General features: G+C 66.3%; 3 protein-coding genes. All 3 read left to right on the top strand.

Going from position 1 to position 2,540, the window contains the following annotated elements:
• Positions 1–81: 81 nt before the first annotated feature.
• From BW981_RS22150 to BW981_RS22140, 3 genes are read left to right on the top strand one after another with little or no spacing between them, the layout of a single operon-like run.
• The gene (locus BW981_RS22150) at positions 82–513 is read left to right on the top strand and encodes an IS66-like element accessory protein TnpA (RefSeq protein WP_076443157.1); all 432 of its coding nucleotides are present in this window, start codon (positions 82–84) and stop codon (positions 511–513) included.
• A gap of 20 nt (positions 514–533) precedes the next feature.
• Positions 534–866, top strand: coding sequence for an IS66 family insertion sequence element accessory protein TnpB (gene tnpB / locus BW981_RS22145; protein ID WP_244560421.1), 333 nt, complete (start codon positions 534–536; stop codon positions 864–866).
• Positions 867–916: 50 nt separating this feature from the next.
• The gene (locus tag BW981_RS22140) at positions 917–2,512 is read left to right on the top strand and encodes an IS66 family transposase (protein WP_076443154.1); all 1,596 of its coding nucleotides are present in this window, start codon (positions 917–919) and stop codon (positions 2,510–2,512) included.
• The last annotated feature ends 28 nt before the right edge of the window (positions 2,513–2,540 follow it).

Here is a 2,540-nt window from a genome sequence, read left to right as displayed (position 1 = left end):
CGTAAGCGTGATCTGACGCCCGCCTGTTCGGAAGCATTTGTAGCGGGATAGGTGTCCACCTGATGATTTGGTGGACACCAGATGGCGATGATCGAGGGTAAGCGGCGCAGCTGGAGCGTTGAGGAGCGCCAGCGGATCGTCGACGAGGCTCTGTCGCCTGGCGCGTCCGTGGCGGCGACGGCGCGGCAGCATGGCGTGAACGCCAATCTGGTCTTCAAGTGGATCCGTCGCGGGCAGGAAGGCTGGCTCGACCGGCGTCGCGGGCCGCGGAGCAGTGCGTTGCTTTTGGCGCCCGCCGCCACGCCGGGCTTCGTGCCGGTGGAGATCGTCGCGCCGACGCCTGCGCTGACCACGCCGGCGGTCCCGGTGTCGCGTGCTCCGCGAGATCGGCGCTCGGGCGGACGTCGCGGCGCGATGGAGATCACGCTGCCGAACGGCGCGCGGGTGTCGCTCGATGCGGATGTCGATGCGCAGGCCTTGCGCCGGGTCCTGGCGGCTCTGGGCGATCTGTGATGCTTGCGATAGCCCCGGGTGTGAAGGTCTATCTCGCCTGCAAGCCGACTGACATGCGTCGCGGCTTCGACGGTCTTGCCGCCGATGCGGCTCAGGTCTTGCGTGTCGATGCCTATTCCGGCGCGGTCATCGTGTTCCGCAGCCGGCGCGGCGATTATGTGAAGATCCTGACCTGGGATGGCTCTGGGCTGTGTCTGTTCGCCAAGAGATTGGAGAAGGGACGCTTCGTCTGGCCGCCGATCGTGGATGGCGGAATGCGCCTGACCGCAGCCCAGTTGGCCTTGCTGATCGAGGGGATCGACTGGCGCAGAACCATCGCGGCCGAAGAGGCGAAACAGCCGATTTTTGCGTGAGAACGCCCTGTCTTTGCTATGCAAATCAGGTGTTTTTGGTAATCTGAGGCATGTCGCGCGGCGCAGCTGATTTGCCGAAAGATCCTGCTGAGCTTCGCCGCTTTGCGAGCGAGTTGCAGCGCAACCTGGTCGCGCTCGAAGCTGAAATCCAGGCCAAGTCGCTGCTGGTCGAGAAACTGAAGTTCCAGTTGGCGGTTTTGCGGCGTGCTCGCTTTGGACGTTCGTCTGAGAAGCTTGACGCGCAGATCGAGCAACTCGAACTGCTGATCGGCGACCTGGAGGAAACCGAGGCCGAACGATCCGCGCTGGGCGACCGATCCGGGCGCGCAAGCGCCATGCCGCCGGCGACGAAAAAGCCGTCCGTGCGCGCGCCTCTCCCATCGCACCTGCCGATCGAGACGGTGATGCATGACGCCCCTTGCGTCTGCCCGGCGTGCGGCGGCACGAAGTTCGGTCGGATCGGCGCGGACGAGCGCGAGGTGCTGGAATACGTCCCGGCCCACTTCAAGCGCGTGTTGCACGTGCGCCCGAGGATGAGCTGCCGCGCCTGCGAGACCATCGTGCAGGCGCCGATGCCGACGCTGCCGATCGAGAAAGGCCGACCGGGACCAGCGCTGCTGGCGCATGTGATCGTCGCCAAATACTGCGACCATCTCCCCCTGCATCGCCAGTCGGCGATCTACGCCCGCGAGGGCGTCGAGATCGACCGCTCGGTGATGGCGGGCTGGGTCGGCCATATGGCAGCGCTGCTCGAACCGCTCGCCGAGCGCATCGCGCGCCATGTCCGCGCCGGTCCCGCCGTTCACGCCGACGACACCACCGTCCCCGTGCTCGATCCGGGACGCGGACGAACGAAGACGGGCCGATTATGGGCGGCGGTTCGCGATGAACGGCCCTATGGCTCCACCGCGCCGCCCGCGGCCTTCTATCTCTACTCGCCCGATCGCGGCGCTGTTCACGCCCATACGCTGCTCGCGGGATGCAAGGGCCATCTCCATGCCGACGGCTACGCGGGCTTCGGTCGCCTCTATGAGCCTGACGCTTCGACCGGCGGGCCCGCGCCACTGATCGAGGTCGCCTGTTGGGCCCATGCCAGGCGCAAGCTCTACGACATACACGTCGCCACGCAGTCGCCGGCGGCAGAAAAAGCACTCGGTCTGGTCCGCGACCTCTTTGCAATCGAGGCCGACATCCGTGGGCGCTCGCCCCACGAGCGCGTCGCGGTGCGGCAGCGTCGATCCGCGCCGCTGCTGGCCGATCTGCGGACCTTCCTCGATGCGATGCTGGCCAGGATCAGCGGCAAGAGCGAGTTCGCCAAGGCGATCCGCTACGCCACATCGCGTTGGGCCGCGCTCACGCGCTTCCTCGACGACGGCCGTCTCGAAATCTCAAACAATGCCGCCGAACGCGCCATCCGACCTCTGACGCTCGGAAGAAAGAACTATCTCTTCGCCGGTTCCGACGCCGGCGGCCGGCGCGCCGCCATCCTCTACACCCTGATCGAGACCGCCCGCTTCAACGGCATCGACCCCGAGGCCTGGCTCACCGACGTCATCGCGCGCATCGCCGATCACCCGATCTCAAAGATCGACGAAATGCTGCCATGGGCATGGGCCGAAAACCCGCCCCAAACCGCGGCTGCATAGCCACACGCGGCTATCGGATCACGCTTAC

Origin of the sequence: Allobosea sp. TND4EK4, assembly GCF_900156025.1 — a bacterium.
Classification (GTDB): domain Bacteria; phylum Pseudomonadota; class Alphaproteobacteria; order Rhizobiales; family Beijerinckiaceae; genus Allobosea.
Note: the sequence above shows the minus strand (reverse complement) of the source record. Positions and strands in the feature narration are given on the sequence as shown.

Coding starts and splice junctions, on each gene's coding strand:
- BW981_RS22150 (WP_076443157.1), top strand. CDS start 82: ATGGCGATGATCGAGGGTAAGCGGCGCAGCTGGAGCGTTGAGGAGCGC.
- BW981_RS22140 (WP_076443154.1), top strand. CDS start 917: ATGTCGCGCGGCGCAGCTGATTTGCCGAAAGATCCTGCTGAGCTTCGC.